The sequence below is a fragment of the Streptomyces sp. NPDC085946 genome (assembly GCF_044540485.1).
Classification (GTDB): domain Bacteria; phylum Actinomycetota; class Actinomycetes; order Streptomycetales; family Streptomycetaceae; genus Streptomyces.
This window is the reverse complement of the sequence record NZ_JBITSF010000005.1, coordinates 257766-271549: the sequence shown is the minus strand read 5'-3', so window position 1 is coordinate 271549 and position 13784 is coordinate 257766. Positions and strand designations below refer to the sequence as shown.

Annotated in this window: 12 protein-coding genes; 9 read left to right on the top strand and 3 right to left on the bottom strand. The window is 72.6% G+C overall.

Features of this window, described 5'->3' with window-relative positions; all coding sequences use genetic code 11:
* Positions 1 to 23 precede the first annotated feature (23 nt).
* On the bottom strand, positions 24 to 2846 hold the full coding sequence (locus ACIF8T_RS13485; protein WP_400034407.1) for a penicillin acylase family protein: 2823 nt from the start codon (positions 2844 to 2846) through the stop codon (positions 24 to 26).
* Between the two features lie 246 nt (positions 2847 to 3092).
* Between ACIF8T_RS13485 and ACIF8T_RS13480 the strand changes: the two genes are divergently transcribed.
* The 6 genes from ACIF8T_RS13480 (at position 3093) to mscL (ending at position 9252) form a co-directional block, all read left to right on the top strand.
* Positions 3093 to 4622 (top strand): potassium/proton antiporter, encoded by a 1530-nt coding sequence (locus ACIF8T_RS13480; RefSeq protein ID WP_400034405.1) that lies wholly within the window; start codon positions 3093 to 3095, stop codon positions 4620 to 4622.
* Between the two features lie 249 nt (positions 4623 to 4871).
* On the top strand, positions 4872 to 6161 hold the full coding sequence (locus ACIF8T_RS13475) for an MFS transporter (protein ID WP_400034403.1): 1290 nt from the start codon (positions 4872 to 4874) through the stop codon (positions 6159 to 6161).
* A 67-nt stretch (positions 6162 to 6228) separates the two neighbouring features.
* The gene (locus tag ACIF8T_RS13470; RefSeq protein ID WP_400034401.1) at positions 6229 to 6546 is read left to right on the top strand and encodes an FmdB family zinc ribbon protein; all 318 of its coding nucleotides are present in this window, start codon (positions 6229 to 6231) and stop codon (positions 6544 to 6546) included.
* A 337-nt stretch (positions 6547 to 6883) separates the two neighbouring features.
* Positions 6884 to 7726 carry an S-methyl-5'-thioadenosine phosphorylase gene (locus ACIF8T_RS13465; protein ID WP_400034399.1) on the top strand — a complete coding sequence of 281 codons (843 nt, stop codon included), beginning with the start codon at positions 6884 to 6886 and terminating at the stop codon, positions 7724 to 7726.
* 374 nt (positions 7727 to 8100) lie between these two features.
* Positions 8101 to 8646 carry a hypothetical protein gene (locus ACIF8T_RS13460; RefSeq protein ID WP_400034397.1) on the top strand — a complete coding sequence of 182 codons (546 nt, stop codon included), beginning with the start codon at positions 8101 to 8103 and terminating at the stop codon, positions 8644 to 8646.
* 129 nt (positions 8647 to 8775) lie between these two features.
* The gene (mscL, locus tag ACIF8T_RS13455; RefSeq protein WP_400034395.1) at positions 8776 to 9252 is read left to right on the top strand and encodes a large conductance mechanosensitive channel protein MscL; all 477 of its coding nucleotides are present in this window, start codon (positions 8776 to 8778) and stop codon (positions 9250 to 9252) included.
* Between the two features lie 49 nt (positions 9253 to 9301).
* On the opposite strand, the gene ACIF8T_RS13450 is transcribed toward mscL, so the two are convergent.
* Positions 9302 to 9478: a hypothetical protein gene (locus ACIF8T_RS13450; RefSeq protein WP_400034393.1), complete on the bottom strand. Its 177-nt coding sequence runs from the start codon at positions 9476 to 9478 to the stop codon at positions 9302 to 9304.
* A 350-nt stretch (positions 9479 to 9828) separates the two neighbouring features.
* Between ACIF8T_RS13450 and ACIF8T_RS13445 the strand changes: the two genes are divergently transcribed.
* The 3 genes from ACIF8T_RS13445 to ACIF8T_RS13435 all read left to right on the top strand — a co-directional run bounded on the left by ACIF8T_RS13445 (position 9829) and on the right by ACIF8T_RS13435 (position 13261).
* A complete protein-coding gene (locus tag ACIF8T_RS13445) occupies positions 9829 to 10869 on the top strand; it encodes a P1 family peptidase (protein WP_400034391.1) in 1041 nt (346 codons plus the stop codon).
* A 247-nt stretch (positions 10870 to 11116) separates the two neighbouring features.
* Positions 11117 to 12337: an Ig-like domain-containing protein gene (locus ACIF8T_RS13440; protein ID WP_400034389.1), complete on the top strand. Its 1221-nt coding sequence runs from the start codon at positions 11117 to 11119 to the stop codon at positions 12335 to 12337.
* A 177-nt stretch (positions 12338 to 12514) separates the two neighbouring features.
* Positions 12515 to 13261 carry a DUF6227 family protein gene (locus tag ACIF8T_RS13435; protein WP_400034387.1) on the top strand — a complete coding sequence of 249 codons (747 nt, stop codon included), beginning with the start codon at positions 12515 to 12517 and terminating at the stop codon, positions 13259 to 13261.
* A gap of 200 nt (positions 13262 to 13461) precedes the next feature.
* Here the strand turns inward: ACIF8T_RS13435 and ACIF8T_RS13430 are convergent, their stop codons facing one another.
* Positions 13462 to 13752 carry a hypothetical protein gene (locus tag ACIF8T_RS13430; RefSeq protein ID WP_400034385.1) on the bottom strand — a complete coding sequence of 97 codons (291 nt, stop codon included), beginning with the start codon at positions 13750 to 13752 and terminating at the stop codon, positions 13462 to 13464.
* Positions 13753 to 13784 lie beyond the last annotated feature (32 nt).

Genomic DNA, 13784 nt, shown 5'->3' with positions numbered 1-13784 from the left:
CCGTTTCCGTCAGCGGGCCGGGGTCAGGGACGGAGCACCAGGGTGTCGCTGGTGCTGTCGTCGACCGCCTTGTCGGAGTACGCCCACGGCAGCAGTTCGCCGTCGGCCCACTTGTCCGTCTGGTCGACGTAGTGGGCGTTGTAGGCGTGCCCGGAGGCGCCGGTGAGGTTGATCCACCGCGACTTGTCGAGGTCGCCGAGGTTGACCACCATCCGCATCGACGGCACCCACACGACGCCGTAGCCCCCGGCGGCGTTCCAGCCGGTCGCGTTGACCGCGGCCTCGCCGCCGCTCAGCTTCCAGGGACCGCGGTTGAGGACGTACTTCACGAAGCCGGGGCCCTCGGCGCCCAGGGTCTGGTTCTTCAGGAACAGGCGGTGCAGCCGGCCCCAGCTCCAGGAGTCGATGTCCTTGCCGAGCTTGGCCGTCAGCTCCCAGCGGGCGTCGATCAGGGCGCGCTTGAACAGCTCGTCCCGGGTCCGCGCGTCCGGCCGGGTGCCGGCCTTGGACGTCGTCCACCAGTCGCTGTCCTCGTCGGCCATCAGGCGGCGGACCACCTCGAACCAGCGGTCGCCGCCGTCGGGCTGCGCCTGGTCGGCGTCGCGCAGGCCGCACTCGCGGACCTTGTCGGCCTCGTCGGCGGGCCCGGTGGTGTTCACCGGCTCGACCCACAGGCACTGGCCCTTGACCCGCAGCTCCTTGGGCAGCTTGTTGCCGAAGGCCAGCTTCAGGATGTTGCGCCAGACGGAGTTGAAGTAGGCGGCGGCCGCCGAGTCGGCGTCCTGGGTGTAGTCCCAGCCCTCCAGCAGCTTCTGCGCCTCCCGCACGTCCTTGTCGTCCGGGTCGATCTTCAGCAGCTGCGGCACCAGCAGCTTGGCGATCTCGCTGCTGTTGTCGAGCTGCATCTGGCGCATGTCGTCGGTGGAGATCTTGCCGCCGTCCTTGATCTTCGACTGGATCAGGTCGGTGATGCGCTGGCTGCGGGTGCCGTAGCCCCAGTCCGTGGTGAGCGTGTAGGGGTAGTCCTTGTCGACCACGGCCTGGTTGGCGGTGACGATGTAGCCGCGCTCCGGGTCGTACTCGTAGGGCAGCTCGTCCTGCTCGATGTAGCCGGTCCAGCGGTACGCCGGGTCCCAGCCCGGCGCCGGGACGGAGCCGTCGTGGCCCTCGGCGCGCGTGGGGATCCGGCCGGGCAGCGTGTAGCCGATGTGGTTCTCGGTGTCGGCGTAGACCAGGTTCTGCGAGGGCACCTCGAACAGCGCGGCCGCCTTGCGGAAGTCGCTGAAGTTCTTCGCCCGGTTCATGGCGAAGACGGCGTCCATGGTGGTGCCGGGCTGGAGCGCGGTCCAGCGCAGGGACACGCCGTAGCCGTCGCCGCGGTCGGGGGCGGCGGTGTCGACGGCGGCCTTCCGGCCGACCCGGACGAGGTCGTCGGAACGGTCGGAGAGCAGCGGGCCGTTGTTGGTCTCCCGGACGACGATCTTCTTCGGCGTGCCGCCGGCGACCTTGATGGTCTCCTCGCGGGTGGCGAAGGGCTTGACCTTGCCGTCGTACAGGTAGCCGTCGCCGCTGATCTTCTCCAGGTACAGGTCGGTGACGTCGACGCCGGAGTTGGTCATGCCCCAGGAGATGTCCTGGTTGTGGCCGATTATCACCCCGGGCATGCCGGCGAAGGTGTAGCCGGTGACGTCGTACCGGCACGTGGCCGAGACGCTGCGGCAGTGCAGGCCCATCTGGTACCAGACGGACGGCAGCGCGGCCGACAGGTGCGGGTCGTTGGCCAGCAGCGGCTTGCCGGTGATGGTGTGCTCGCCGCCGATCACCCAGGAGTTCGAGCCGATGCCGTTGCCGTTCACGCCGACGGCGGCGGGCAGGTCGTCCAGCTCCTTGTACAGGCCCGTCAGCTGGCTCTGGAGAGCGGAGGCGCCGGAGTCCGTGCCGGTGCCGGTGCCGGTGCCCGTCCCGGTGCCGGTGCCCGTCCCAGTGCCGGTGCCGGTGCCCGTCCCTGTGCCGGTCCCCGCGGAGGAGCCGCTCGTCCCGCTGCCGGCGCCGGCGCCGTCCGCCTCGAACGTCTGCGTGAGCTCGCTGTACTGGCCCTCCTGCACGATCGCCTTGTTGCGGCTGTACGGGTACTCCGGGTACAGGTCGGCGATCTGCTTCGGGCCGAGGCGGCTGGTCAGCAGGGCGCGGTCGATCTCGTCCTGCATGTTGCCGCGCAGGTCCCACGCCATCGCCTTCAGCCAGGAGACGGAGTCGACCGGGGTCCACTTCTGCGGCTTGTAGTCGTTGGTGAACCCGAGCGCCGCGTACTCCAGGGAGATCTCCTCGCCCTGCTTGCCCGCCAGGTAGGCGTTGACCCCCTTGGCGTACGCCTGGAGGTACTTCTTGGTGGCGGCCGACAGCTTGGTGTCGTACTCCTGCCTGGCGATCCGGTCCCAGCCCAGGGTGCGCAGGAACTCGTCGTTGTCCACCTGGCCCTTGCCGAACATCTCCGACAGGCGCCCGGCGGTCATGTGGCGGCGCACGTCCATCTCGTAGAACCGGTCCTGCGCCTGGACGTAGCCCTGCGCCATGAACAGGTCCTCGTCGGACGAGGCGTAGATCTGCGGGATGCCGTAGCCGTCGCGCTTGACGTCGACGGGGCCCGACAGGCCGTCGAGCGTGATCGAGCCCTTGGTCTGCGGGAAGGAGGCACGGACGGTGCTGATGGACCAGTAGGCCCCGTAGGCGACGCCGCCGACGAGGGCCAGCACCAGTACGAACACGATCAGACGGGCTTTGCGCCCCTTCTTCCTGCCGGACTTGCCGGGCTGCTGACCCGTGGAGGCGGTGGTGTTGGGGGGCATCGCTGTCCTTGCTGTCCTAACGCGAGCGGCAGGTTCGGCTGTGCTTTTAACTGAGCGCTGGAGCAACGATAGGCGCAGGGGCCGACGCCACTTGACGCGGAGTGGGGAACCGGCGCGTACGAGCGTTCGATCTTGCCCTGTCGAGTGTCAAGAAACAGTCAAGAGTTAGGTAAGGTAACGAAGTAGTTTGCCGCGAAGCATGACGACTTCGTGTGCGATGTACGTGATACGTGAGCTCCCGCGCGCGTGCGTGCGAGCCAGGGAAGGAATCGGCCGCTGACTGTTCACCACCTCAACCAGCTCCTGCTCGTCTGCTCGATCGTCCTGCTCGTCGCCGTCGCAGCGGTCCGGATCTCCTCGCGCAGCGGGCTCCCCAGCCTGCTCGTCTACCTGGGCATCGGCGTGCTCATGGGCCAGGACGGCATCGGCGGCATCCACTTCGACAACGCCGAACTGACCCAGGTCATCGGCTACGCGGCCCTGGTCGTGATCCTGGCCGAGGGCGGTCTCGGCACGAAGTGGAAGGAGATCAGACCCGCCCTGCCGGCCGCCTCGGTGCTGGCCCTGGCCGGGGTCGCGGTGAGCGTGGGCGTCACGGCGGTGGCCGCGCACTACCTGATCGGGCTGGAGTGGCGCCAGGCGCTCATCATCGGCGCGGTGGTGTCCTCCACCGACGCGGCGGCCGTCTTCTCGGTGCTGCGGAAAATACCGCTCCCCGCGCGCGTGACGGGCACCCTGGAGGCCGAGTCCGGCTTCAACGACGCCCCGGTGGTCATCCTGGTGGTCGCCTTCTCCACGGCCGGCCCGGTGCACCACTGGTACGTCCTGCTCGGCGAGATCGCCCTGGAGCTGGTCATCGGCGCGGCCATCGGGCTCGCGGTCGGCTGGCTGGGCGTGTGGGGGCTGCGGCACGTGGCGCTGCCCGCCTCCGGCCTCTACCCGATCGCCGTCATGGCGATCGCCGTCGCCGCCTACGCGGTGGGCGCCCTGGCCCACGGCAGCGGCTTCCTCGCCGTCTACCTCGCCTCCATGGTGCTGGGCAACGCCAGGCTGCCGCACTGGCCCGCCACCCGCGGGTTCGCCGACGGACTGGGCTGGATCGCCCAGATCGGCATGTTCGTCCTGCTCGGACTGCTGGTCACCCCGCACGAGCTGGGCGACGACATCGTGCCCGCGCTCGTCATCGGGCTGGTGCTGACCATGGTGGCGCGTCCGCTCAGCGTGGTGCTGTGCCTGGTGCCCTTCCGGGTGCCGTGGCAGGAGCAGGCCCTGATGTCCTGGGCCGGGCTGCGCGGGGCCGTGCCCATCATCCTGGCGACCATCCCGATGGTGCAGGGCGTCGAGGCCAGCCGCCGGATCTTCAACATCGTCTTCGTCCTGGTCGTCGTCTACACCCTGATCCAGGGGCCGACGCTGCCGTGGCTGGCCCGACGGCTGCACCTGGGGGACGACCAGGAGGCCGCCGACCTCGGCATCGAGTCGGCGCCCCTGGAGCGGCTGCGCGGGCACCTGCTGTCGGTCGCGATCCCCGAGGGCTCCAGGATGCACGGCGTCGAGGTGCACGAGCTGCGGCTGCCCTCCGGGGCCGCCGTCACCCTCGTCGTCCGGGACGGACGGTCCTTCGTGCCCCTGCCCACGACGGTGCTGCGGCGCGGGGACGAGCTCCTGGTGGTCGCCACGGACCCGGTGCGGGACGCGGCGGAGCGGCGGCTGCGCGCGGTCGGCCGGGGCGGCAAGCTCGCCGGGTGGCTGGGCGTCAACGGGGCGCAGGAGTAACCGCAGGTCGGAGCGCACATGGTGCTCGGTTTCACAGGTGTGTCGAATGTGTTTCCTGTAAGATGCAGGCGTCACCCAGATCGAACCAACTCTGCCTGATGCAGAGCTGGCGCGACCGTATGGCGGCCGGGACGCCCCTCCTCGACTCAGCGGGCGCCGGTATCTACCGCAGTCCGCGCAAGAGGACAGCTCTCGGCGCGCCCGTGACGTGAACGGGCCGCGCTACCAGGCGGCAGAAAGGCACGGGCCGTGGCATCCACGGTCACTCCGTCGAAGAACTCGGCGGCGCCCTCCCGCCCGGGCTACGGACAGCTGCTGCGCACCCGCGGCGCCTGGACGTTCCTGCTCCCCGGCTTCGCGGCGCGCCAGCCGTTCGCGATGCTGACGATCTCCATCGTGCTGCTCGTCCAGCACACCACCGGCTCCTACGGCGCGGCGGGCGCCGCCGCGGCCGTCACCGGCGTCTCGATGGCGCTGTTCGCGCCCTACAGCGGACGCCTGGCCGACCGCTACGGGCAGCGCGCCGTCCTGGTCCCCGGCATCCTGCTGCACGCCGTGTCCGGGCTGACCCTGACGGCGCTGGCGCTGGCGGACGCGCCCCTGTGGGCGCTGTTCGCGGCGGCCGTGCCGACGGGCGCCTCGGTGCCGCAGATCGGCCCCATGGTGCGGGCCCGCTGGGGCGTCACCCTCAAGGACTCCCCCCTGATGACCACGGCGGCGGCCTTCGAGTCCGTCACGGACGAGCTGACCTTCGTCGTCGGCCCGCTGCTGGCCACCGCCCTGTGCACCGCCGCGCACCCGGCCGCCGGCCTGGTGACGGAGGCCTCGCTGACCCTGCTCGGCGGTCTGCTGTTCGCCGCGCAGAAGCGCACCCAGCCGCCGGTCACCGCGACCGCCGGGCACGCGCGCGTCGAGCACGTCTCCGCGCTGCGCGTCCCCGGGGTGCGCGTGCTGATCGTGACGTTCCTGGGCATCGGGTCGGTCTTCGGCGGCATGCAGGTCTCGCTGGCCGCGTTCACCGAGTCGATCGGCGAGCCCGGCCTGAACGGCGTCCTGTACGGCGTCTTCGCCGCCGGCAACATGCTCGCCGGCCTGGTCTGCGGCGCCGTCGCCTGGAAGGCGGCCCCCCGGCAGCGCCTGGTCGTCGGCTACGCCGCCCTCGCCCTGGCCGCCTCCGGCCTGTGGGCCGCGCACTCGGTGCCGGTGCTGGCCGGGCTCGGCCTGCTCGTCGGCATGTGCATCGCGCCCTCCCTGATCACCGGCTACACCCTGGTCGAGGACCTGGTGCCGGCCGGGGCCCGCACCGAGGCGTTCACCTGGCTGACCGGTGCGGTGGCACTGGGGCAGGCGGCCGCCGTGACGGTCGCCGGCCAGCTGGAGGACCGCTGGTGGACCGGGGCCGGTTTCCTGGTGCCGATGGGCGGCACACTGCTCGCTCTGGTCACCCTGGTGGCACTGCGTTCGCGGCTGGCGGCGGGCCCCGGGGGCCGTACCGTCGCGCGTGGCGTCGGTCACCGCGTGCCGGTGGCAGTGGACTGAGGGCGCGGAATAGGTCACTATGGATCGTCGTTAGCACTCATTGAGTGAGAGTGCCAGGAGGAAGACAGTGCCGACCTACCAGTACCAGTGCACCGAGTGCGGCGAAGGCCTCGAGGCGGTGCAGAAGTTCACCGACGACGCCCTCACGGAGTGCCCGAGCTGCAAGGGGCGCCTGAAGAAGGTGTTCTCGGCGGTCGGCATCGTCTTCAAGGGCTCCGGCTTCTACCGCAACGACAGCCGCGGCTCCTCGTCGAGCAGCTCCCCGGCCTCGTCGAAGTCGTCGAGCACGACCTCGTCGTCCTCGGACTCCGCCGCGTCGAGCTCCGGCAGCTCGTCCTCGTCGTCCGGCTCCAGCAGCTCGGCCGGCAGCAGCACCGCGGCGTAGCTCCGGCCCGCTGCGGCGGGCCGCCGACCGCGCGGGACCGACTGCTGCGGGCGCTGCCTGGCGGTTCGCGCGGGTGCTGTCCGTGGTTCCTGCGGGCGCTGCCCGCCGGTTCGCGCGGGTGCTGTCCGTGGTTCCTGCGGGCGCTGCCTGGCGGTTCGCGCGGGCGCTGTCCGCGGTTCGTACAGGCCTTGTCCGCAGTCCGTGCGGGCTCCCTGCCGGTCCGTGCGGATGCTCACCGCCGGCCCGTGCAGGCGTATCGCGCCGATCTCTCACGAGACCCTGTCGCCCTCCGGCGGCGGGGTCTTCGGCGTCCGCGGATGCGGTTAGGGTGCGGACCATGGCGAACAAGGCGAACGCCGAGATCGGCGTGATCGGCGGCTCCGGTTTCTACTCGTTCCTCGACGACGTGACCGAGGTCCGGGTGGACACCCCGTACGGGCCGCCCAGCGACTCCCTCTTCCTCGGCGAGGTCGCCGGCCGGCGGGTCGCCTTCCTCCCCCGGCACGGCCGCGGCCACCACCTGCCGCCGCACCGCATCAACTACCGGGCCAACCTGTGGGCCCTGCGCTCGGTCGGCGTGCGCCAGATCCTCGGCCCGTGCGCGGTGGGCGGCCTGCGCCCCGAGTACGGCCCCGGCACCCTGCTGGTGCCGGACCAGCTCGTCGACCGGACCAAGTCCCGGGCGAACTCCTACTTCGACGGGCTGCCGCTGCCGGACGGCACGGTGCCGAACGTCGTGCACGTCTCGCTGGCCGACCCCTACTGCCCCGCCGGGCGGACCGTCGCGCTGAAGGCGGCGCGCGGGCGGGACTGGGAGCCGGTCGACGGCGGCACGCTGGTCGTGGTGGAGGGGCCGCGCTTCTCCACCCGTGCGGAATCGTTGTGGCACCAGGCGCAGGGCTGGTCGGTGGTCGGCATGACCGGGCACCCGGAGGCCGCGCTCGCCCGCGAGCTGGAGCTCTGCTACACGTCGCTGACCCTGGTCACCGACCTCGACGCGGGCGCCGAGACCGGCGAGGGCGTCTCCCACGAGGAGGTGCTGCGGGTGTTCGCGGCGAACGTGGACCGGATGCGGGGGGTGCTGTTCGACGCGGTGGCGGCGCTGCCGGCGACGGCGGAGCGGGACTGTCTGTGTGCGACGGCGCTGGGCGGGATGGATCCGGGGTTCGCGCTGCCGTAGGCAGGGCGTGGCGGGACGTCTCGGGGTGGGGCGAGACGTCTCGGGGTGAGGCGTGCCGGGTGGGGTGGAGCGTGCCGGGGTGAGGCGTGCCGGAGTGAGGCGGAACCGCACCTTCGGGTGAGGGGGTTGTCCACAACCGCCGACCGTGTCCACAGGCCGCGGCGGGCGACGGCGGAAGGCCGCATCGTGGGGGTCGCGAGCCCTTCGCGGGCTCGCCGGTCGGTCCCTCGTCGCAGGTGGTGGTTCGCGTGTCGCTGCTCTCCCCTTCCCTCTCCCCCTTTTTCCTGTCTCCTCCCGTGTCCCCTTCTCCCTCCTCTTCCGCCCCCGCTTCCCCTTCCTCTTCTGTCACCCCGCCATCGGCTCCCGCCCGCTCCGTGCCGTACCCGCCGGGCGCGGACGTTCCTCCCACCCGGGAGGTGCCCGGCTTCGCCCCCGTGCGCGTGCGGGGCGGGCGGCACGGTCCGGGGCGTCTGGTGCGCCACCGCGGGCGGGCCGTGGCGGCCGGGCTCGCCGTCACCGCGGCGGCCCTGCTCGCGGCCGCCCCGGAGGACGCCGACCGGGCGCGCGGGCATCCGCACGGGCCGACGGCCACCCGTGCCGCGTCGTCCGCGGCGGGCGGGCCTGCCGCACGTCCCCGCCGGCCGGCGGCGAAGGTGACCGCGCCCGTGCGGATCGCCGACGCGGCCACGGTCCGGCTGCTGCGGCCCGGTGACCGGGTCGACGTCATCGCCGCCGAGGAGACGGTGACCGGCGGCGAGGCGCGCGTGGTCGCACGGGGGGCCCGGGTGACGAAGGTGCCCCCGCCTCTGGAGGGGGCGGGCGACGGCGGGGCGCTGGTGGTCCTGTCGGTACCGCGCTCCACGGCGGCGCGCCTCGCGGGCGCCGGCGCCACGGCACGGCTGGCGGTGACGCTGTGGTGACCAGGGCATCGACGGCCCCGCGGTCAAGTCCCTCGTCGGGGGGATCCGGTTGCGCTGGTCGGCCCCACGGTGACGTAGGTTGCGGAGCGTTTTGCTCCACAACCTGTGTACGCGAGGAGAGGCCCCGAGGTGAACGAGAAGAAGGAACCGAGCGTCCTGCAGGGCTTCAAGGCCTTCCTGATGCGCGGGAACGTCGTCGATCTGGCCGTGGCGGTGGTGATCGGCGCCGCCTTCACCAACATCGTGAACTCGGTGGTGAAGGGGATCATCAATCCGCTGGTCGGAGCGGTCGGCACCAAAAGCCTCGACAACTACCGCTCCTGCCTGAAGGACCCCTGCAAGGTGGCCGCCGACGGCACGGTGACGAGCGGTATCCCGATCATGTGGGGATCCGTCCTCGGCGCGACCCTCACCTTCGTGATCACCGCGGCGGTCGTCTACTTCCTGATGGTCCTGCCCATGTCCAAGTACCTGGCCCGGCAGGAGGCCCGCCGCAGGGAGCGCGAGGGCACGAAGGAGATCGTCGAGGTGACCGAGCTGGAGGTGCTCAAGGAGATCCGGGACGCCCTGGTCGCCCAGCGCGGCTCGGGGCACGACCGGCAGTGACGGCCCGGGCCGGCGGGTGGGCGGACCACCCCGTACCCGCCGGTGCTGCCTACAGGTGGTGGGGCGGCTTCTCGTCGAGGAAGCGCTTCAGGTCGGACGCGCCGTCGCCGTCCGTACGGTCGCCCCACCCGCGGTCGGTGTCGTCGGAGGACTGCTGGTCCAGCGGGTCGTCGAAGAACAGGGCGGGCTTCGGCTCGCGCGGCTCGGGGTCGGGGGCGGTACTCATGCGTCCAGGGTACGGGCCCACTCCGCCCTCACCGGCTCAGCGGGGCGGCCTGACCCGCCGGGGTGGCTGATCCGGCAAGGTGGTCTGCCCCGGCAAGGCGTCCTGGCCCCGCGGGGTGGCCTGCCCCATCGGGACGGCACGCCGCTGCGGAGCGGCTCGTCCAGCCGGGCGGCTCGATCCGGCAGGGCGGCTCGCCCCAGCAGGGCGCTCGATCCGGCGGGGTGGCACGGCCCGGCGGGACGGCACAGCGGGACGGCACGGCCCGGCGAAGGGCCTCAGCGCGGCGGGCGGCGCGGCCGCCCGGTCCCGATGCCGGGACCGGCCTCCGCCGCCTGGCCCAGACTGGCGCCATGACAGTTGACGCTCTGACAGGTGGCTCTCTGACGGATGTCCCGGGTGTGCGGGTGGGGCACGCGACACGCATCGGCGACGGTTGGCTCACCGGCACGACGGTCGTGCTCGCCCCGGAGGGCGGGGCCGTCGCCGCCGTGGACGTGCGCGGGGGCGGGCCCGGCACCAAGGAGACCGACGCCCTCGATCCGCGCAACGTCGTGCAGAAGGTCGAGGCGGTCGTGCTGACGGGCGGCAGCGCGTACGGCCTGGACGCGGCGTCCGGGGTGATGGCCTGGCTGGAGGAGCGGGGGCGGGGCGTGCGCGTCGGGGCGGACCCGCTGCACGTCGTGCCGGTGGTGCCCGCCGCCTGCGTCTTCGACCTGGGGCGGGGCGGCGACTTCCGGGCCCGGCCGGACGCGGCCACCGGGCGGGCCGCGGTGGAGGCCGCAGCGGCGGGCGAGCCCGGGGCGCCCGTCGCCGAGGGGTGCGTCGGGGCCGGGACCGGAGCGGTGATCGGGGCGCTGAAGGGCGGCGTGGGCAGCGCGAGCACCGTGCTCGACTCGGGGATCACGGTGGCCGCCCTGGTGGTGGCCAATGCCGTGGGGTCGGCGCTGGATCCGGAAACGGGGGTGCTGTACGGGGAGTTCTTCCAGGGGCGCGTGCGTTGTCCGGAGGCGCACGTCCACGAGGCGGCACGCCGGCGTCTCGACGAGGTCGCCGCGCGGAACGCGCCTCCCCCGCTCAACACCACGCTCGCCGTGGTCGCCACCGACGCGGAGCTGTCCAAGGCCCAGGCGCGGAAGCTGGCCGGCACCGCGCACGACGGCATCGCCCGTGCGGTGCGGCCGGTGCACCTGCTGAACGACGGGGACAGCGTCTTCACGCTGGCGACCGGGCGGCGCCCGCTCGGCGACGGGCCGCTCGCCCTCAACGAGATCCTCGCCGCGGGCGCGGACGTGGTGACCCGGGCGATCGTCCGGGCGGTGCGCGCCGCCGAGCCGGTGGACGGGCCGGGCGGGGCGTGGCCGTCGTACGGGGAGCTGTACGGGGGCCGTTGACGGGAACGTGCCGGGAACGCGCCGGGGCGCCCGGTCGTGCCGGCGGGTGACCGGCCCGGGGCGCCTTCCCGGGCGACGTCCGGGAAGGCGCCCGAGGGGGCCGTTCCGGTGGGTGTCCGTGCGATTGTCCCGGTTCTGTCACGTGGCGGCGTTCCGGGCGGCCGACGGGAACCCGAGCCGCCGCAGCACCCCTCTTCCTCCGCGTACGGGAGCGGATCGCGCACATCGCACGAAGAGGGGGAAGCCCGTGACAACGCCGGACATTGCAGCGCGGCGCGTACTGGGGGCCTGTGCCGGCTTGGTGGTCGGCGCGCTGACGCTCACCGCCTGCGGCGGCAGCGCCAGTGCCGAGAACGGCGACGAGGGCGGCCGGGGTTCCTCCGCCAGGACGTCCGTCGCGAAGATCGTCATCTCGGCGAAGGACGGCTCGGCCGGCGCGTCCATCAACCGCACGGGCGTGAAGGTCAGCGGCGGGAAGCTGACCGGCGTGCGGATGACGGTGGCGGAGACGGACGAGACCGTACCGGGGGCGATGTCCGCCGACGGCAGCGTGTGGAAGCCGAAGGAGCAGCTGGAACGCGGGACGAAGTACCGGATATCGGCGACCGCGAAGGACTCGGACGGCCGTACCGCCGCCGCCGACTCGGTCTTCACGACCGTGTCGCCGGCGAACAGCTTCATCGGGACGTACACCCCGGACAACGGCGCCACGGTGGGCGTCGGGATGCCGGTGTCGTTCACCTTCGACAAGGCGATCACCGACCGGAAGGCCGTGCAGTCGCACATCACGGTCCGTTCCAGCAGCGGGCAGAAGGTGGTCGGGCACTGGTTCGGGGCGCAGCGGCTGGACTTCCGCCCCGAGGAGTACTGGAAGGCCGGCTCCAAGGTCACGATGAAGATCGACCTGGACGGCGTGCAGGGCGCCGACGGGATCCACGGGGTGCAGAAGAAGACGGTCACCTTCACGGTCGGCCGGTCGCAGGTCTCCACCGTCGACGTGAACACGCAGACCATGACGGTCGTGCGCGACGGCAAGACCCTCAAGTCGGTCCCGATCTCGGCGGGCAGCCCGGACACCCCGACGTACAACGGGCAGATGGTGATCTCCGAGAAGTTCGTGCAGACGCGGATGAACGGCTCGACGGTCGGTTTCGGCGGCGAGTACGACATCCCGGACGTGCCGCACGCGATGCGGCTGACGACCTCCGGGACCTTCCTGCACGGCAACTACTGGTACAGCAAGGGCAGCCCGCCCTTCGGCCGCCAGGGCACCAGCCACGGCTGCGTGGGCCTGCAGGACGTGCAGGGCGCGCGGGGCAGCACCCCCGCCAAGTGGTTCTACGACCACTCGCTCGTCGGGGACGTGGTGATCGTCAAGAACTCCCCCGACAAGACGGTGGCGCCCGACAACGGCCTCAACGGCTGGAACCTGCCGTGGGGCGAGTGGGTCGCGGGCAGCGCCGTCTGAGGCACCGAACCGGCTCCTGATCAGGAGCGTTCGACGACGCGCCGGGTCGCGCGGGAACGTTCCGCGCGGCCCGGACGTTTTCCCCGCGTACGTTTTCTCGGTTCCCGGGCATGATGTCCGACCGAGGGGCTACGGTATGCACCCACAAGGTGACATGCAGCAACGCCGGGAGAAACCTTGAGCGTTCCGTACGAGACGGCAGCGTACGAACCACCCGACTCGCCCGAGCCTCCGGAGGAGCACCTCGCGCGACTCCTCGGCCGTGCCCTGAACTCCTTCGAACTGCCCGACGAGACGATACGGCGGCTGGACTGTGCGCTGGCGTACGACAGTTCGCTGCACTCGGCGCACCACAGCGCGGGCCTGCACCGGGAGACCTACCGGCACACCTGGCTGCTCGCCGACGGCTCGGCGCTCACCCTCTGGGAACTCGTCCACAACACCGCCCCGGGCAGCGAGCCGCAGCACGAGGTGTACACCGACGAGGAGGAGCTGCGCGCCGCCACGGCCCAGCTGCCGCTGCCGCCGGACGCGCCGGCCTTCGAGCTGCCGGTGACGGTGCAGCTGTCACCGGTCCTCGCGCCCCGCCACGCGTACCTGACCGACGACTCGGCGGACCACGCGCGCCGTTTACTGCGCCGGGCGGAGAACCCGGACCGGCCGGGCGCCGAGACGGCCGCGCTGCTGGCGACGGCGTGCGCGCACCGGATCACCCAGGCCTTCGGCCGCCCGCGCCGCGCGGAGCGGACGGGGCTGTCCTTCTCGCTCTACGAGCACGCGTTCCTGCTGCGTGACGGCAGCGAGGTCTCCTTGTGGGAGGTCGAGCACACGGCGACGCCGGACGGCCGGCACATGTGCGAGGTGTACGTCACCGAGGACACGGCCCGGGAGGCGATGGAGCGGCGGGCGGCGCAGGTGTCCTGAGGGGCGTGCCCCTCGGCACCGCGTCGCCGGGATGCGCGTGTGCTGCCGCCGCCGCATCGCCGGGAGCCGGTGTTCCTCGCCGCGGGGGCAGCACACCGTCCTCCGCGCCGGGCCGGAGACCGGGAACCGGCGTCCCGCGCCGCGGGGGCAGTGCCCCGGCCGGGCGGCCGGGCCGCCCGGCGGGACCCTTCTCGCGCATCTCAGCCGCGGGCCGGACCCTCTCGCCCGGGCCCGTCGGATCGGGGTCCTTCGTCGAGGCGTTGCACCAGGCTCGCGAAGGCGGACCGTTCCGCCGGGGTCAGTTCGACGGCCTCCAGCGCGGGGCCGGTCCGCCGCTGCGGCGGGAGGGCGGTGAGGGGGCGGGGCACCGGCCAGGAGGTCTCGGCCCTGCCGCGGCGCAGGACGCGGACCAGGCCGACGCTCCAGACCCCGGCCGCCAGGGCGAGGAGGACCACACCCGTCAGCCGCAGGATCGAGTCGTGCTCAGGCATGGCCCCAGTACACCTCACGGTCCGGGGCGGGC

Excerpts from the sequence above, each read along its gene's own strand:
- ACIF8T_RS13485 (WP_400034407.1), bottom strand. The coding sequence starts at position 2,846 with ATGCCCCCCAACACCACCGCCTCCACGGGTCAGCAGCCCGGCAAGTCC.
- ACIF8T_RS13465 (WP_400034399.1), top strand. The coding sequence starts at position 6,884 with ATGGCGAACAAGGCGAACGCCGAGATCGGCGTGATCGGCGGCTCCGGT.
- ACIF8T_RS13450 (WP_400034393.1), bottom strand. The coding sequence starts at position 9,478 with ATGAGTACCGCCCCCGACCCCGAGCCGCGCGAGCCGAAGCCCGCCCTG.
- ACIF8T_RS13445 (WP_400034391.1), top strand. The coding sequence starts at position 9,829 with ATGACAGTTGACGCTCTGACAGGTGGCTCTCTGACGGATGTCCCGGGT.
- ACIF8T_RS13430 (WP_400034385.1), bottom strand. The coding sequence starts at position 13,752 with ATGCCTGAGCACGACTCGATCCTGCGGCTGACGGGTGTGGTCCTCCTC.